Origin of the sequence: Actinopolymorpha sp. B9G3, assembly GCF_040120725.1 — a bacterium.
Classification (GTDB): Bacteria; Actinomycetota; Actinomycetes; order Propionibacteriales; family Actinopolymorphaceae; genus Thermasporomyces.
This window is the reverse complement of sequence record NZ_JBEEAB010000009.1, coordinates 1-14568: the sequence shown is the minus strand read 5'-3', so window position 1 is coordinate 14568 and position 14568 is coordinate 1. Positions and strand designations below refer to the sequence as shown.

The 14568-nt window shown below is 67.4% G+C and carries 15 protein-coding genes; 5 read left to right on the top strand and 10 right to left on the bottom strand.

The genetic code is table 11. The features are described 5' to 3' along the window. Positions 1-51: 51 nt before the first annotated feature. Both ABNF93_RS16910 and ABNF93_RS16905 read right to left on the bottom strand, forming a co-directional pair. Positions 52-543 carry a metallophosphoesterase family protein gene (locus tag ABNF93_RS16910; protein ID WP_349329039.1) on the bottom strand — a complete coding sequence of 164 codons (492 nt, stop codon included), beginning with the start codon at positions 541-543 and terminating at the stop codon, positions 52-54. 78 nt (positions 544-621) lie between these two features. Next, complete coding sequence (locus ABNF93_RS16905; RefSeq protein WP_349329038.1) at positions 622-2319, bottom strand: metallophosphoesterase family protein; 1698 nt, start codon at positions 2317-2319, stop codon at positions 622-624. 103 nt (positions 2320-2422) lie between these two features. On the opposite strand from ABNF93_RS16905, the gene ABNF93_RS16900 reads away from it, so the two are divergent. Further along, the gene (locus ABNF93_RS16900) at positions 2423-3250 is read left to right on the top strand and encodes an exodeoxyribonuclease III (RefSeq protein WP_349329037.1); all 828 of its coding nucleotides are present in this window, start codon (positions 2423-2425) and stop codon (positions 3248-3250) included. A 56-nt stretch (positions 3251-3306) separates the two neighbouring features. Here ABNF93_RS16900 and ABNF93_RS16895 read toward each other — a convergent pair whose 3' ends face one another. From ABNF93_RS16895 to ABNF93_RS16865, 7 genes are all read right to left on the bottom strand, one after another. Continuing rightward, positions 3307-3456, bottom strand: coding sequence for a hypothetical protein (locus tag ABNF93_RS16895; RefSeq protein ID WP_349329036.1), 150 nt, complete (start codon positions 3454-3456; stop codon positions 3307-3309). A 144-nt stretch (positions 3457-3600) separates the two neighbouring features. After that, positions 3601-4617 (bottom strand): IS481 family transposase, encoded by a 1017-nt coding sequence (locus tag ABNF93_RS16890; RefSeq protein ID WP_349329035.1) that lies wholly within the window; start codon positions 4615-4617, stop codon positions 3601-3603. 204 nt (positions 4618-4821) lie between these two features. Next, the gene (locus ABNF93_RS16885) at positions 4822-5079 is read right to left on the bottom strand and encodes a hypothetical protein (RefSeq protein ID WP_349329034.1); all 258 of its coding nucleotides are present in this window, start codon (positions 5077-5079) and stop codon (positions 4822-4824) included. A gap of 59 nt (positions 5080-5138) precedes the next feature. Beyond that, a complete protein-coding gene (locus ABNF93_RS16880) occupies positions 5139-6125 on the bottom strand; it encodes a CehA/McbA family metallohydrolase (RefSeq protein WP_349329033.1) in 987 nt (328 codons plus the stop codon). Between the two features lie 121 nt (positions 6126-6246). Then, the gene (locus ABNF93_RS16875) at positions 6247-8229 is read right to left on the bottom strand and encodes a GTP-binding protein (protein ID WP_349329032.1); all 1983 of its coding nucleotides are present in this window, start codon (positions 8227-8229) and stop codon (positions 6247-6249) included. Positions 8230-8360: 131 nt separating this feature from the next. Beyond that, positions 8361-9287, bottom strand: coding sequence for a serine hydrolase (locus ABNF93_RS16870; RefSeq protein WP_349329031.1), 927 nt, complete (start codon positions 9285-9287; stop codon positions 8361-8363). After that, positions 9284-10210 carry a LysR family transcriptional regulator gene (locus ABNF93_RS16865; protein WP_349329030.1) on the bottom strand — a complete coding sequence of 309 codons (927 nt, stop codon included), beginning with the start codon at positions 10208-10210 and terminating at the stop codon, positions 9284-9286. The genes ABNF93_RS16870 and ABNF93_RS16865 overlap by 4 nt, the downstream gene beginning before the upstream one ends. A gap of 113 nt (positions 10211-10323) precedes the next feature. On the opposite strand from ABNF93_RS16865, the gene bla reads away from it, so the two are divergent. Further along, positions 10324-11250 carry a class A beta-lactamase gene (bla, locus tag ABNF93_RS16860; RefSeq protein ID WP_349329029.1) on the top strand — a complete coding sequence of 309 codons (927 nt, stop codon included), beginning with the start codon at positions 10324-10326 and terminating at the stop codon, positions 11248-11250. Positions 11251-11438: 188 nt separating this feature from the next. Then, the gene (locus ABNF93_RS16855; RefSeq protein ID WP_349329028.1) at positions 11439-12350 is read left to right on the top strand and encodes an MBL fold metallo-hydrolase; all 912 of its coding nucleotides are present in this window, start codon (positions 11439-11441) and stop codon (positions 12348-12350) included. Positions 12351-12362: 12 nt separating this feature from the next. Here ABNF93_RS16855 and ABNF93_RS16850 read toward each other — a convergent pair whose 3' ends face one another. Then, positions 12363-12659, bottom strand: coding sequence for an ASCH domain-containing protein (locus ABNF93_RS16850; protein WP_349329027.1), 297 nt, complete (start codon positions 12657-12659; stop codon positions 12363-12365). A gap of 473 nt (positions 12660-13132) precedes the next feature. Here ABNF93_RS16850 and ABNF93_RS16845 point away from each other — a divergent pair, with 473 nt between their 5' ends. Further along, positions 13133-13873, top strand: a complete 741-nt coding sequence (locus tag ABNF93_RS16845) for a hypothetical protein (protein ID WP_349329026.1) — start codon at positions 13133-13135, stop codon at positions 13871-13873. Positions 13874-13888: 15 nt separating this feature from the next. After that, complete coding sequence (locus ABNF93_RS16840; protein ID WP_349329266.1) at positions 13889-14479, top strand: IS30 family transposase; 591 nt, start codon at positions 13889-13891, stop codon at positions 14477-14479. Positions 14480-14568 lie beyond the last annotated feature (89 nt).

The following is a 14568-nucleotide window of genomic DNA, read 5'->3' as shown; positions in this document are numbered from 1 at the left end:
GACGCCGACCGGCTCCTTGCCCGCCTCGGGACGACGGCGACGGGGCGGCAGTCAGGTGACAGGGACGATCCGGGCGTCCAGGATCCGACCGGCGTCGAGCTCGAGGATTCCGATCGTGCCTCGTGGCTGCCGGCGCCGGTCGGTCGGCGAGCCGGGGTTGAAGATCCGCAGACCCTGCCCGGTCTCCGTCAGCGGGATATGGGAGTGACCGAAGACCACGAGATCGGCATCCGGGTAGCGGCGGCGCATCCGGGCGAGGCGCCCGGCCGCCGGACCGCTGTCATGCAGCATCGCAAGTCGTACGCCTTCGAGTGTCAGCTCCACCTCGTCCGGCGCGCCCCAGTTGGCGACGTCGGGCCCGTCGTTGTTTCCCCGGACCGCATGCACGGGCGCGTAAGCAGCCAACTCGTCCAGCACCGCTGCCGTGCACACGTCACCCGCGTGAAGGATTATCTGAGCCGTCCGCAGGTGTGCGGCGACCCGCTCGGGGCATGACCGCCACCGCCGGGGCGCGTGGGTGTCAGACAGCACCACCACTCGCATCACCCCATCATGGCGCAGGCGTACGCCACCGGCGTCCGGTCCCGTACGGGTCGTTCGGCAGTCGCTGCGCCTCGGCGGCTAGCGTCCGTCCGGCTGAGGAGACGAAAGGGAGGGCGACGACGGGGAGGGCGAGGACGGGGAGGGGGACGACGGGGAGGGCGGGGGTGACGGGTCGAGGCTGACGGTCGGCGACGACACCGGAGTCTCGGGCACCGAACCGGTCGGAGTGGGTATCGGGCTCGGTGGCGGTTCCGCCTCTTCGTCCGGCTTCACCTGGTGCCGTTCGATCTGGGCCGACGTGAGCCCAAGCCCACCGAGCGTGATCTGGTCCCAGGCCCGAAGCTCCCTGGTCGACCGGTCGAGGTAGAGCACCGCCAGCGCGACCGGCTGCGGCTCCTCGTACTTCAGGGCACGCATGCCAGCGCCACCGGTGGTGCCTTCCTGCATGAGTCGGCTGCCCTTCGGCAGTACGCGGGCGAGGTGTTCGTGGCCGTGGCCGGTGAGCAGCAAGGACGCGTGGCCGTCGAAGAACGTCGCGCCGGCGCTGTCGTGGAAGACGATCGCGTCGACGGCGGGAAAGGAGTTCTTCGCGACCTTCGCCAGCGCGAACGCCTGGTTCGCCACCGCGCGGGTGTCCGACTCCGGCACGACACGCCTCCAGGCCGGGGTGAACCGCGGATCACCCGCGCCGAGGAACCGGATCCCCTTCACCGTCTTCACCTTGCCGTCGAGCACCACGACGTTCGGCAGCGCCCGCATCGCCTCCTCGGTGACCAGCGAGTCGTGGTTACCGCGCACCCAGACGTACGGCACACCGAGGTTCCGGATGGGTTGCAGGAAGTAGTTCTCAGCCGGGAGGCCATGGTCGGTGATGTCACCGGAATCGACGATCACGTCGATGGAGTACTGCCGGGTGACCGAACCGATGATGTCCCACGCGTGCTCGCCGAGGTGCAGGTCAGAGACATGGAGGACCCGGATCTCGTCGTCTCTCGCCGAGGTGGCCGGGAGCGTGTTCGTGACGTCGTACAGGTCGGAGACGCTGCCGACCAGGCGTACCAGCTCGTCGGAGTAGGCACCGAAGCTCTCGGCGAGGTCCTGGGCGTCGCCGACCAGAGAGGGTGCGCTGGCAAGGAGGCCGGTGTACTTCGGCTCGGCGACAGCGCGCGGATCCAGCGTCGCGCCCGCGACGCTGAGCACCGTGAGGATCGCGACGGCGGCCCCACCGCCGGCGATGAGCGTCGGGATCCGGCGACGCATGACGATCAGCGTGACCGTCATCGCGCCGAGCGTTCCGGTGATCAGCCCCTTGGTCGCGGTGGCGTAGATACCGGTACGCACGTCGTCGACGATCTCGGGCTCGAGCCCCCGAAGCGCCTGCGGGTCCTCGACGAGCCGCTTCGCCGCGACCGGGTTGATCGCGTCGACGCTGACCTGGATCTGGACGGGCCCGTCGTGCGTGTCGAGCTCCAGGGTGCCGAGAGGCGGCAGTGAAACCCTCGACTCGCCGTCCCACGACGGCACAAGCCGCATCGTCGTGTCCACCGGACCCACCGGAGCCGCCGTCTGCCCGAGAAACATGCCCAGCCAGGCCCCGCCGGCAGCCAACCCGGCCAGGCCGACGACCTGGACCGGACGACGCAACCGGGTAGACACCCGCGCGTACGTACGGAGGACGACGCCCAGGAAGCGTCGCTGAGCCGCCCACGCCCCGATCCTTGCGGAGGCGAGCGCCAGGCGCCTTCGAAGGCCCGGCATCAGCGGACGGTCATACATTCGTACCGTTGTATCACCCGCCGGCCCGGCTGATCGAACCTCTCCGCGAGCGTCGCCAGGACCTACCGACGACGACCTGGGTCGGTGCGGTACAACGGTACGTGTGAGAGTGGCGACCTGGAATGTCAACTCCATCACCGCCCGGCAGGCACGCGTCGAGGATTGGCTCGACCTCGCCCAACCCGACGTGCTCTGCCTGCAGGAGACCAAGTGCGCCGGAGACAAGTTCCCCGGTGAGGGGGCGATCGAGCGGGGCTATCAGGTGGTCGCCCACGGCGACGGCAGGTGGAACGGCGTGGCGATCCTGTCTCGCGTGGGACTCGAACAGATCACCCGGGGGTTCCCCGGCCAGCCGGGCTACGCGCCCCCACCGGATGAGGATGACGCGGCGCTGGTCGACATCCCGCCGGTCGCCCAAGTCGAGGCCCGCGCGCTGGGCGCCACCTGTGGCCCGCTGCGGGTGTGGTCGGTGTACGTGCCCAATGGACGGACCCCGGACAGCCCGCACTTCCACTACAAGCTGACGTGGCTCGCCGCGCTGCGCGACGCGCTGGCAGCTGAGCTCGCCACCTCGGAGGCGTTCGTCGTGGCTGGTGACTTCAACGTCGCACCTACCGACGCCGACGTCTGGGATCCGTCCGTCTTCGTGGGTTCGACCCACGTCACCGATGAGGAACGAGGGGCACTCGCCGACCTTCGCGCGCTCGGTCTCGATGACGTGAATCCACGGGCGCTGAAGTACGACACTCCCTACACCTATTGGGACTACCGAGCTGGCAGGTTCCACAAGAACGAAGGCATGCGGATCGATCTCTTCCTTGCGAGCCGGTCGGCAGCGTCACGCGTCACGGACGCCTACGTCGACCGAGATGCGCGCAAGGGAAAGAATCCCTCCGACCATGCCCCGGTCGTCGTCGACCTGGACCTGTGAGCAGTCGGGACACGAGGACCTCACCCTCAGCGGAGGGAACGCCCGGATCCGGCAGGTCAGTGGTGCCGGTGCCGGCGTGGATGCACCAACTGCCGCAGTCGCCGCTGGTTCCCAGGCTTACGCAGCTGCTCGCGGGCCTGACGAGTAAGTCGCTGTGCCTGCTCGCCGTGGAAGAATGCGCGGACGCGCTCAGAGAGCCTTGCCATGATGCCTCACTTTGCCGGATTCGTACGGGTCACCACACCTGCTCAGTGGCCCTCGGCGAACTCGAGTCTTCGCTTGGTCTCTATTCGAGTCGACGAACGTACGCAGCTGGACGTTCCTTCCCGGCCGGGGCCGCACAGCACCGTCTAGGTGTTCCCGGTCAGGAGGTTGGTGACGCCGTGGTGGAGTTGTGAGGCTGGGGGTTGGTCTCCGACGGCGGTGTGTGGGCGATGGTAGTTGTAGTGGATGTTCCAGATCTGGATGGCTTCGGCGCGTTGGGTTTCGCTGGTCCAGACTCTGGCGTAGAGGAGTTCTTCGGCCAGGATCCGTTGGTAGCGCTCGACTTTGCCGTTGTGGCGTGGGGTGTAGGGGCGGATCCGTTGGTGGCGGGAGGCGAACGCGGCGATGGTGCGGGCGAAGGCGGCGGCGCGGTAGTTGGGTCCGTTGTCGGTGACCACGCGGGTGATCCGAGTGATGCCGTGGGCGGCGAAGAACGCTCGCGCCCGGTGGAAGAAGCCGATGCTGGTGGCGGCGGTCTCATCGGGCAGGTGTTCGGTGTAGGCCAGTCGGGAGTAGCCGTCGATGACGGAGTGTAGGTAGACGTAGCCGGCTTTGGCGGCGCCGTTGCGGCGGTTCTTGGCGCGTTGGGCGGCCCGGTCGGCGGTGCTGCCGCGGCCGTGGGCGCGCCAGCCACCGCCGTCGGGGATCCGACCGACTTTCTTGACGTCCAGGTGGATCATGTGGCCGGGATAGCGGGCGGTGATCGTGGCTGGTCTGCGGTTCACCTCCCCGTCGGGGTCGAGGTCGCGGCGGCGGTTGATGCCCAGCCGGACGAACCAGCGGCCCACCGTCGCGGCCGAGACCCGGTGCCCGATCGCAGCCAGCTCGGTCGCGATCGTGCGGGCGGACCACTTGCGCTTGCGGCGCCAGGACTCGATCAGCTCCACCACCTCCGGCGCCAGCTGTGCGGGCGAGGTGTGTGGCGCTGACGACCGGTCGAGCAGACCCACCTGGCCACACCGGCGGTACCGGCCGACCCACTTGGACAGGCACTGCCGAGACAGGCCAGCCTCGGCAGCCACATGAGCGATCGGACGGGCCTGACAGCGCTGAACCAGACGCAGACGGCCAGCAGGAGTCAACGGAGCATTACGGTGGGACACGCGGGTCTCCTTCGGAACAGGACGTGTGGTCAGCGCTTCACATCCTGCCGACGGAGACCCGCCTCACGTCCTCACGCCCCCCGCGTCACCAACCTCATGATCCGCAACATCTAGGTGTCCTGATGGCGCGGTCGAGCCGGATTTGTACGGCTCTCACAGGTCCACAATGGCACAGCCATGACCTGCCACAGAGTGGCTCTGAGATCAGGTCTTGTCCGAACGGCGGTCCTCGATGGCGCTGGCCATGGCGGCGAGCGTGACGATGCTGAGGATCACCATGCCGACAACGATCACGATCGCGGGGCCGGGACCATCCATCACCACTCCGCCGTACGTCACGAGCAGCCAGATGACTCCCATCCAGAGGCCGGTGAGGATGAACGTCACCACAACCTCGCCGGAGATCACCATGAAGATCGCCGCGACTGCAACGACGAGAAAGGCCCACGCCCAGACGTCCATCGCCACCAGCCTCCGCCCGCTCGATACACCAAGTATCACCGCGCAGCTCGGCAGCCGGACTAGGTCAGGATGACGGGGTTGGTGAGCGCTGCCATGGAGCCGCTGGGGTGGCGTACTTCGATGCGGACGTAGTCCGATTCCTCGGCGGTGGTCGCCCACTCGGTCGCGCCTGCGCCATCCTCGGGCAGTGACGCGCGGTGGACGGTGCCGCGATCGGTGTGCACGCTGATCGAGCCGGACGGTACGCCCTGAACGGCTACGCGCACGACGGCTGGCTTGTTGTCGGTCTCGAGCTGTTCACCGATGCCGGCGGTCCGGTGGTTGGTGGAGAGGGTGACCGCGAGGTCGACACCGGAGGACTCGGCGACCCAGCTCCGACCGGCGCGTATTCCCGCGAGGATGGCGCCGGTGGTGAAGTCGTCAGCTTGGACGACTGTCTGCGGGATCCCCAGCTGATTCTCGAAGTGGGTGTCGCTGTTGCCCATCGCGGGCCGCCACGTTCCGGAATGGATGTCGGCGGCCAGGTTGCGGCCCCATTCGGCAAGGGCCGCAGCGTTGTCGGCATTCCACGGCAGGTCCGACGCCCACAGCCCGTTCCACACCTCGATGACATCGAGTCCCTGAGGGGGATACATGAACGTCCCGGACTGGTAGGGGGCGTGCGGGTGTGCTGCCACACACAGGCCACCCGAGCGGCGCACCTCGTCCAGGTGCCGACCGAGCACGCCGTCCCGCACGCGGTACCGCCAGTCGATCTCCTGACCCGGGCGGATACCAAGCGCCAACCAGTGACCGTTGTCCGTGGTCACTTCCTCGCCGAGGATTACCAGCAGGTCATCGCCGGCGACGCCACTCCAGGCGGCGTGACCGGCGGACGTGTTGTGCTCGGTGGCGGCGATGAAGTCCAACCCTGCGGTGCGCGCCTCCGCGGCGAGTTGCTCTGGCGTCAGGTGTCCATCCGAGTAAACCGAGTGCACGTGGCAATCGCCGCGATACCATCCCGCGCCTCGCCCAACGGCGCCGCCGCCTACCCGATCAGAACCCACGACGGCAGGTTAACCATCATCAGCAATCGGCCTGGATGCGACGTACAGCGCTCGAGATGACCACGCGGGTCAGCGCGGAGGCGGCGTGTCGACTTGGCACGCCGAGCGATGCCGAGGTGTCTCAGATACCTCGCTTCATCTGCCGTAGGTACTCGGTCCGATTGAGTGGATTCACGCCGGTATGCGGGCGGCTCGGCGCCTTGCCGCCGACCGGTTCGAAGTGGTGCAGGGCCGACTCCAGCACGCCTTCACCGCGGGTCAGTCCCGAGAGTTGTTCTTGGAGCAGATGCACTCGTCCTGCCGGGATCACACCCTCGATGGTGCACTCCGAGCCGCGAATCACCGGTGTTTCCGGCACGGCGCGCAACCGCGCCAGGGCCGCCAGCATCTGCCCCACGGTGTCCGCGGGGACATCGAGATGGAAGCGGTGGATGGGCTCGCACACGATGGTGCCGGCGCGGCTGAGAGCGTCCATCAGCACCAATGGCGTCAGGAGGCGGAAGTCCTTCGCGCTCGTTGCCGAAACGAAACCGGACTTCGTCATGGTCACGATGCAGTCAGTGACTTGCCATCCGTGGATTCCTTGCCGGAGGGCGTTTCGCACTGCGGTTTCGACCGTCCTGCGGAACGCCTCCACGTCCTTGAACGCATGGATCGGAATTCCGTCGATCGTGACATCCGGCCGGAACTCGATGCCGGCACCGGCGGGCGCGGGCTCAACGCGCAGCCCGACCGTGGCGACGTACGGATTCCCTCCCTTCCCGAGCACGTCGAGCGAGGTCCCGACACCTGCGGGTCGTTCGACGCAGATCGGCGTGGTCTCGCGGAACGTGACGTCGATGGCGTACTCGCTTGCCAGGGTGGCCTGGATGACTTCCTTCTGCACTTCACCGTAAAGCGAGACGTAGATCTCCTGGCGGACATCGTCTTGTCGAAGGTTGATCAGCGGGTCCTGCTCGGCGAGTTGCGTGAGGGCGGAGTGGAGCGCGCCCTTGTCGGCCGGATTGCTGGGCACGACGACCGTTTCGAGGGAAGGCGGAGCGAAATAGTGTCCGGCTGTGGTGCGTGGCGTGCCGATGGCGTCGCCGATCTGGATGTCGACAAGGCCTGTCAGCTTCGCGATGTGCCCGGCTGTGACCGTACCGTGATGGACGGCTTTGCCGTGGTCGAAGAGGTGGATGGCCGTGACCTTGCCCTCGGCATTGTCGCCGAAGTGCAGCCGGTCTCGGATGCGTACGGTCCCGGAGAACAGGCGGACGTAGGCGATCTTCTCTCCTGACGGGCCGCGCTCGACTTTGAAGACCGAGCCGGCGACTGGACCTTCGGCGTCTCCTTCGACCGTGGGCAGGAACTCGGTGACTCCCTCGATCAAGGCCTCGACCCCGGCGCCGGTGACCGCCGATCCGAAGTACACCGGATGCACCTGCGCCGCACGGATCTGGGTGACCAAGGAATGTCGGAGCTGGTCGTACGGAACCTTCTCGTCGCCTACGTACGCGGCAAGCAGTGCGTCGTCATGGTCGGCGAGCTGGCTGGTCAGCCGGGAGGTGAAGCCAGGTTCGGCGGGGTCGTACGGCGTGAATCCTGGATCGTGGGTGCCGAGACCGTAGGGCGATCCCATCGCAATAATGCCCGGCGTGAGTCTGTCGGAGATGCTCTGCAGGATGGGCCCCTCTTGTGCACCGCTGCGGTCGATCTTGTTGATGAAGATCAGCGAGGGAACGCACAACCGTTGCAGGGTACGCATCAGTACGCGGGTCTGCGCTTGGACGCCTTCCACCGCCGAGACCACCAGCACCGCGCCGTCGAGGACGGTCAGCACGCGCTCGACTTCAGCGATGAAGTCGGGGTGCCCAGGCGTGTCGATCAGATTGATCACGACCCCGTTGACCTCGAACGAGACGACGGCGGACTTGATCGTGATGCCACGTTGGCGTTCGAGCGGCAGCGAGTCGGTCTGAGTGTTGCCATCGTCGACGCTGCCCAGCTGGTCGATGACGCCGGATACGAAGAGCAGCCGCTCGGTCAGTGTGGTCTTACCTGCGTCGACATGTGCCAAGATCCCCAGGTTCAGCGTTCGCACTGCATGACACGTCCTCCACATAGCTGGCAGTTCGCGTGGACATGAACGCACGACGCATCGTGGGGCCCCTTTCATCGATCGATACTTTGTCCAGGAGCGAAGCAGGTCGCCGTCCGACAGGCAACCTCATTTGCGCGCAGCGGGCGCTGCCTTCAGCGGCGCAGCGCCTCGAACGCCGATCGGGCCGCGGCGCCGATGGCCACGTCGACGTCGTGGGCGATCATCGCTCTGCGGGTCGACCGGGTAAGGGCGGCGATCGCCACCCGGTCGCCGGACTCTGCTTCGACCACGCCGATCTCGTGCCTCAGATGGAGGAACGACCCGGTCTTGCCGCTCACCCGCAGTGTGTCCGCCCGTAGGTCGGCGGATAGCCGGTAGGTGAAGACCTGCAGCGACATCAGTCGGCGCAGCTCGGCCGTCGCCGCCGGGACCGCGATCTGGTCGAGCCACACCCGCTGCAGGAGATCGACGAGCGCTTCTGCGCTGGCGACGTTGCCCCGCCCGGGGTCGAGCAGCTCGATCACATGGTGCCCGGTGCTCTCGGACTTGATCGCGAGCTCCATTGCCAGGCCGAAGTCGTTGCCCGCCACACCGGCGGCGCAGTCGTACATCCGTTGCATCCGGTGCCTGATCTTGATGTCGGTACAGCCCCACTCACGCAGGCTCTGCTGCATTCCGTCGATGCCGACAAGGTCGACGAGTGTGTCCGCGGCCGCGTTGTCGCTCACCGAGAGCATCTGGTACACGAGGTCGCCGACCGCGATGGTCACCGGATGGCGGTACGCCGCGATTCCGGTCGGCCCGAAGCTGGCTGCGCCCGGGTCGATGGTGATCTGCTGCGCGGCGTCGAGTGCACCGGTCGCGGTGCGTTGGAGTACGGCGAGCGCGAGCGGAACCTTCACGACCGACGCCATTGGCAGCGGCGTGTCGACGTCGAACCCGAACTGATCCCCAGTGCTGATGTTCCGCGCGAGCAGGTGCCCCTGGACGCCGAGCCGTTGCCAGTCGGCCGCGACGGACTGGGCGAGCGGCAGCAGCTTCGGCGAGCTGGCGACGTACGCAGGCTGGCGTACGGTCACGCCTGCACCGCCAGTCGCGTGCGCGCGTCGTCGGCGTCCTGCCGGTGCTCGGGGACACTCCCGACGGCAGCGCCGAGCAACGGGAGCAACCAGTCCGGGGCCTTGGGTGCCAGCTGGTACCCCCTGCGCACCGGGATGTCGGGCAGTCGCACCCAGGTGACCTGGTTGCGTCGCGCAAACTGCTCTGTGCAGAGCAGCAGTCCGGTGCCGGCGAGGGTCTCTGCGAGCGCGGCCGCCGTCGACGACGCGACCTTGACCCGTTCCTCCGGCAGCCCGGCGCGAGCGATCGCCCTGCGCAGCTGCTCGACGAACTGTGGCAGGTCGTCCTCCGGGGTGACGAGCAGCGCCGGGTCGGCATTCGAAGCAGCGCCCCGGCGGGGGCGGAGGCTCTCCAGGTGGGCGACGCCCCCGCCGAGCCCGCCGCGTGGCATCGCCCCGGCAAGGCCGAGCGGCACGTCGAGGTCCGCGGGGTCCGCGGTGTCTACGGGGACGCGAACCAGCGCGAGGGTCAGGGACCCGTCCGCCAAGGCGTCGGAGCGAGCCTGTGCGGGCAGCTCCCGCACGCTCACAGCGACCCCCCGGTCAGCCGCGGCGCGGATGACGCGGGCCAGCGCCGGCGGGTCGCAGTCCGGCGGCACACCGAGCACCTGGACCGCGGACGCCTGGGCGGACCTGGCCACGTTGCGCAGCTGCTCCGCCCTTCGCAGCACATCCTGCGCGTGCGGGAGCAGCAGACTGCCGAACCGGGTGATCTCGATCTGCCGCCTGGACCGGTCAAAGAGGTCACCGCCGAGCTCCCGCTCGAGGGTCTTGATGCGGCGGCTGAGCAACGGTTGTGCGATGCCGAGGAGATCCGCGGCGCGGGAGAAGCTCTGCTCCTCGGTGACGGCGACGAACGTCTCGAGGTGCACGAACAGGTCCATGGCCGACTCATATCAGATCTGCATGGTTCGTTCAAAGTTGTGTCTTGGACATGACCGCAGGTGAGCTGGTTGGCTCGCCCGTGCCGTTACCCTCTCTCGAACCTGGAGCACAGATGCCCTCGACCTCACCGGTGTCCCGTCGTTCGCTGCTCAAGACCGGCCTCACCGCCTCGACCGCCGGCGTGCTCGTGTCGGGTGCCGCCGCGGTCACCGCCACTCCGATGGCCATCGCGACATCGGACCCCGGCGTCACCCAACAGCTCCAAGACCTGGAGAAGCGGTACGCCGCGAGGCTCGGCGTCTATGCGCGCAACGTACGTACCGGCGAGACCGTCAGGTACCGCAGCGGCGAGCGCTTCCCGATGTGCTCGACGTTCAAGAGTCTGCTCGCGGCGCACGTGATGCGCGACTACGACAACCGCGGCGAGTATCTGGAGCGCGTCCTCCACTACGCCGAGGACGACCTGGTCGACTGGTCCCCGATCACCGAGAACTTCGTCAACACCGGGATGGCCGTCCGCGACCTCTGTATGGCCACGATCGCGCTCAGCGACAACACCGCGGCCAACGTGCTGCTGCGCGCGACGGATGGCCCGCGCGGATTCACCAGGTTCTGCCGCTCCCTCGGCGACTCGTACACCCGACTGGACCGGTACGAGCCGGACATGAGCGCGAGCGTCCCCGGCGATGTGCGGGACACCACCACGCCGGAGGCGATCGGCCGCGACTACGCGCACCTCGTCCTGGGCCGTGCGTTGAAGCCGTTCCATCGCGCCCAGCTGGTGTCCTGGCTGAAGGTCAACACCACGAGCGGCAGGCGCTTCCGGGCAGGCCTGCCGGACGACTGGGTGCTCGGCGACAAGACCGGCACCGGCGGTTTCGGAACCGCGAACGACATCGGCATCGTGTGGACACCGAAGGGTACGACGCTCGTCCTCTCCGTCATGTCCAGCAAGGAACTCGAGGGTGTTCCCGCGGACGACCACCTGCTCGCGGAAACCGCCAGCCTGCTCGCCCGCACGCTCGCCCCGCACGAGTGACGAGCGAACGCTCGGAACGATCTGCCGCTGGCCCCACGAACGAATGCCCGACCGGACTCGGGTACTCCGGTGTACAGCATCGCTGCGTACAGGACTAAGGATGTCCGGTATGCCTGCCACACTGGCTCTGCCGGCTCTGCCCCCGGTCGGCCAGCGGACGGTCCGCACGCGAAAGGAATGATGCGGCGATGACTCAGCGCATCTCCCCGGGTGTGGAGGTCATCGACCTCGCGCCGGGTCTTTGGATCTGGCGGCTCGAGCACCCCGCCTGGAGTGAGGGTCACGACTGGCAGAAGGTGGTGACGAGTGTCTGTGTGGACGCAGGCGACGAAAGGTGGGTGGTCGACCCTCTGCTTCCGCCGGAGGTCGCGAGCGAGGTGTGGGATCGATTCGCCGCCGGACCGCCTACGGCGGTCGCAGTCCTGCTCGCCGATCACATGCGTGAGACCTGGAGCGATCGCCAGACGTGGAGCGTCGATGCGCTGGTCCGCCGATACCGATGCCGCGCCTTCGGCCCGAACGCCTTTGATCCCGACATGATCGACAAGGTGGGCCCGGCAGAAACCGACGTGCAGAAGATCGTGCCCGGTCGTGAGCTGCCGGGAGGCCTGCTACCTTTCCGGGATCCACGTGGCTGGCACGAGACGCCGCTCTACCTTCCACAGCACAAGACTCTGGTGTTCGGCGACGGCCTGACCGAGCGAGCTGGATCGTTGAGGGTGTGGATGTCACCCACTCACGAGGAACGCGCTCTGCCTGACCTTCATGCGATGCTGGACCTTCCGTTCGAGCGTGTGATCATCTCCCACGGCGAGCCTGTCCACACCCGCGAGGCCTTTCAGCAAGCGCTGGAGCGTCCTCCGTGGCCGGCTTCGTCGCTTCACATTGCCGCCTGGCGCGGAGACCTCGAGCAGGTCCGCAAGCTTGTGGAGTGGGGTGCTGACCTGACGGCGCGATCTGAGCCCGACGAGCCGTACGGGAACTCCGACCTGACCCCGCTGGAGTGGGCGGTCAATGCATCTCGCCTACGGTCGGAGCCCACGCACGACGACGTCATCGCCTACCTCAAGTCGGTAATGAAGGCGAAAGGCATGGCGTAGAGGGTCACCTGATCATGGGCGCTGCCTGACCACATGGAACTCCACCCGGTACAGCATCGTGTCGTCTTGGATCGGACCGGCGTGTGCAGCGCGACGACGAAGGGTCTCACGGTCGGGCTCTCCTGTCCGGTCGAGATCCACCTCCTTGATGGACGAGAACGGAAGCAGCTCGATCTCGTCGATCTCGATCATCACGGACCCGCTCCGGTAGACGCCGCCGACCTTGACCTTTGGTCGCGACCAGAGCCGGTAGGAGACGGTGATGGTTCCGTCCGCTACTCGATCGCGAAGATCGGCGCTGAACTGCATGCCGGCAATTGTTGCCGGAAGAACGTGGCTGTTCAATCGCAAACCTGCCAGGGTCAAAGGCGTGAATCGCCGCACGGACAGCCGGGAGTCCTCGGCCAACCGGATCGAGTACACCGAGGACCGCGCCCGGTTCCGGCACTCGGCTACAACGCCGCGCGCCAGGTCAGAGGGGTAGGGCGGGCGGGACTCGAACCCGCGACCCAGGGATTATGAGAACCCTCGCCGACCTGCCCCAGGCGTTCTACCTGCGACTTTGCAGTCGTGCCGCCCCTCCGGATTCGACTCCACGTGCATCGCGTGACCGCAGTTCGCACCACAACCCGCACCACGCGACGGCCGCCTGCGGCCCTCTACTAAAGAGGCTACGTCCAGCGTGCCGGCCATCCTGGCGCACCGAGGCATGATCGGCAGCGTACGGTTAGCCCTCAGGTTCTATCGGTCGACGCAACGCCTTCTTCGAAGGTGGTTCGTCGATGTACTTGCGGTCGGACTCTGCTGCTGGTGTGCGTTTCCTGGCGTCGGTGCGTGAGGGGCGTGATCTCACACGGTCGGCACGGGCGGCCGGGGTCGGAAAGCAGACGGGGTATCGGTGGCTGCGAGAGTCGTTCGTGGCTCTTCGCGAGCAGGGCCTGGGTGTGGCCGAGGCTCAGGCGTCGCTGGGGTACTTCTCCCCGCTGGTTGTTCGCTGGGAGCAGCAGAGGGCCACTAGCCGACGCGACCGCCGACACCATCTCGCCGTCGGCGAAGAGGTTGAGGACGCGTTCTGGGCAAGCTTCCTCGGCGGCGCTTCTCTCGACGCCGCTTGCGGGGCTGCTGGTATTAGTCGCGCGAGTGCGTATCGGTGGTGGCGGCGCCGGTTCACGGCTCTGCGGGAGCAGGGCGTGTCCGCGCGTGCTGTGGCGCGCCAGCTGCGGATTCCGCGGGAGCGGTCGGCGGTGTGGGAGGCCGAACGCCGTAGGGCTTATGAGCGGGCGCGGCGTGAGCGTACGGCCGCCGAGCAGCGCGCGGTGCGGGAGTCAGCGCGCCATGTCGAACTGCTGCACGCGCGGCCGCTGTCGAAGACCGAGTTGCGCGACACGCGGTACTGGGAGTTGATGCGTTCCGGGCTGACGAACACCGCAGCGTGCAGGCTGCTCGGGGTGACTCGACGCACCGGCGTACTGATTCGCACCCGAGCCCGTCACCAGAGCGTGGCGCCTGCCCAGCAGCGCTAATCCTCGGGACGGTACCTGTCGCTGCGAGAGCGGTTGCAGATCGCTGATCTGTTGCGGCTGGGCTGTTCGAAGCGGCAGATCGCCACCGAGCTGGGCCGCAGCCCATCGACGATCAAACGCGAACTCGATCGGCACCGTGACGAACAAGGCCGCTACCTGCCCCAGACCGCCGACCACGCCGCACGAGTGCAGCGTCGCCGACCCCGCGAGCCCAAGCTGGCCGCCAACCGGGAACTGCGGAAGCTGGTGCAACGCAAACTCAACCGATGCTGGTCACCGGACGAGATCAGCGGATGGCTCCGCCGCACCTACCCAGATGACAGGTCCATGTCGCTGTGTCCGGAAACGATTTACCGGGCCCTGCTCGTCCCTGGTGGAAAGGGCCTGCACAAGCGCTACTGCCGCAAGCTTCGCACTGGCCGACGGATCCGCAAGTCACGCTGGCTGACCCGGTCCGGACACGGTGCGGCGGTGCGTGACATGACCATGATCGACCAGCGACCGGCCGAGGTCGAGACCAAACTGCAGGCCGGGCATTGGGAAGGCGACCGTGCGACACGATGCTGCACGAGTTTGAGTGGGCTGACTGGTTGGAGAGGCGGCTGATGCCGTTGGTGTGGTCCCGGGTCTGTGTCCGTATGGCCCGTCCCCGCCCTTGACGTGCGATGTCGGTAACGGCGTGGTGCGAAGCTCGA